Source organism: Parafrankia soli (assembly GCF_001854695.1).
In the GTDB taxonomy this organism is placed as follows: domain Bacteria; phylum Actinomycetota; class Actinomycetes; order Frankiales; family Frankiaceae; genus Parafrankia; species Parafrankia soli.
Genome location: NZ_MAXA01000150.1, coordinates 1 through 1,812, shown reverse-complemented (window position 1 = coordinate 1,812; position 1,812 = coordinate 1). Strand labels below are relative to the sequence as shown.

2 protein-coding genes are annotated in these 1,812 nt (G+C 66.5%); both read left to right on the top strand.

The features are described 5' to 3' along the window. On the top strand, positions 1 to 377 hold a 377-nt coding region (locus tag BBK14_RS38240), incomplete at its 5' end, for a type IV toxin-antitoxin system AbiEi family antitoxin domain-containing protein (protein WP_157904257.1). Further along, the gene (locus BBK14_RS13370; RefSeq protein ID WP_071062447.1) at positions 374 to 1,273 is read left to right on the top strand and encodes a nucleotidyl transferase AbiEii/AbiGii toxin family protein; all 900 of its coding nucleotides are present in this window, start codon (positions 374 to 376) and stop codon (positions 1,271 to 1,273) included. The genes BBK14_RS38240 and BBK14_RS13370, both read left to right, overlap by 4 nt. Positions 1,274 to 1,812 lie beyond the last annotated feature (539 nt).

The following is a 1,812-nucleotide window of genomic DNA, read 5'->3' as shown; positions in this document are numbered from 1 at the left end:
TCTGTCTGACCAGCGCGTTGGTCCGCCACCAGCTCAGCGATGAGATCCCACCCCTACACGACATCGCCCTGCCCCGGCACACCCGCCCACCGGCCGGGTTCAGCCACGTGTCCTGGCACCGCTTCGCGTCTGACACCTTCGACGTCGGACGTGTCCCGCTCTCCATCGGCGGTGTCGACACGGCGATCTACTCGGCCGAACGGACGATCGTCGACATGTTCCGGCTCAGCCACCACGAAGGCGAGCAGGCCGCCGTCGACGCACTCCGCCGATGGCTCCGCCAGCCGGGCCACACCCCCTCCGGTCTACTCACCGTCGCCGGATACTTCCCCACCACCCTGCCCCGACTCTCCAGGATCCTGGAAATCCTGCTGTGACGCCCAGACGCCCCACCCGCGACTCCCTCGACGGACGCGCCTATCTCGATCTTCAGAACGCCGCCCGCCGCGCTGGACGCGACACCTCCGAATACCTCGCCCTCTACGCGCTGGAAGGTTTCCTCACCCGCCTCAGCCAGTCACGGTTCGCACACCTCCTCGTCCTCAAGGGTGGAGTGCTGCTTGTTGCCTACGCCACTCGGCGCCCCACCCGCGACATCGACCTGCAGGCCACCGGCCTGTCCAACGAGGTCGACGAGGTCGTCGCTCTCACCCGCGAGATCGTCGCGCTACGGCGGGATGACGGCCTCGTCTTCGACCCCGACTCCATCACCGGATGCGACATCCGCGACGAGGACCCGTACGCCGGCGTACGGGTGTCGATCACAGCACAACTCGCGACAGCCTTGATTGTCTTCCACGTCGACGTCAACTTCGGTGATCCCATCTGGCCCGAACCCGTCAGGATCGAACTGCCCCTTCTGCTCGGCGGCCAGACGAGCCTCCTCGGATACCCCGCGCACATGATCCTGGCCGAGAAGATCGCGACCGCCGTCGAACGAGGAACCGTCAACACCCGCTGGCGCGACTTCGTCGGCATCGTCTCGATCGGCACACACACCACCGTCACCGGCGACGACCTGCGACAGGCACTGTGCGTCGTGGCGGCCCACCGCCGTGTGCCCCTCACACCACTACGGCCTCTGCTGAAGGACTTCGCCCGCAACGCCCAACCGAAATGGAGAGCATGGCGACGCAAACAACGACTGGACGGCACGACGCCCGCCGATTTCCACGATCTTGTCGAGGTCTGCTGTGACCTTGCGGACCCGGCGATCCTCGGACAGGTATCCGGGAGCACGTGGAGCAATGGCACATGGACACCGACCACATGAAGACTTGACGCAGAGCGCCCTGAGCCAGAGTGGTAAACGATCCCAGCAGGCTGCGACCCCGACTGCCGCCACACGATGCACACCCCCAGCATGACGCCGGCCGCCGGGTAAACATCCACACAGTAAATTGATCTTGTTGCCGGTGGTCGGGAGTTGATCCGCTGGGAGTGCCAAGAAGTCGGTCGGGTAGCCCGCGGGGATCGCACCCCGGGCTCCCACAGATCCCGGAGCACACCGAGTACCAGTCCGCGCGGCCCTGTGGATGCCACCCCTGCCACCGAACACGCTCACCAGTGCAGGTAGGGGAGCCCGGGCTGTGCGTGCGGTACGCCTCCGACGAATTCCTCCTGGCCACGAAGCGGAGTGTCTCCACAGAACCCGGGGCGGTTCACCCGCGGGTGTGCCGGCCCGACGGGCGGGCTTGGCGCGCTCATCTACGGGCGTTGACATCCTCCCCGGCGTGAACGCCGGGGATTCCCGTACCTCGCGATCCGGGTTCCTGCTTCGTCAACGGACGCCTCCTCGCTTCAGGAGCGAGG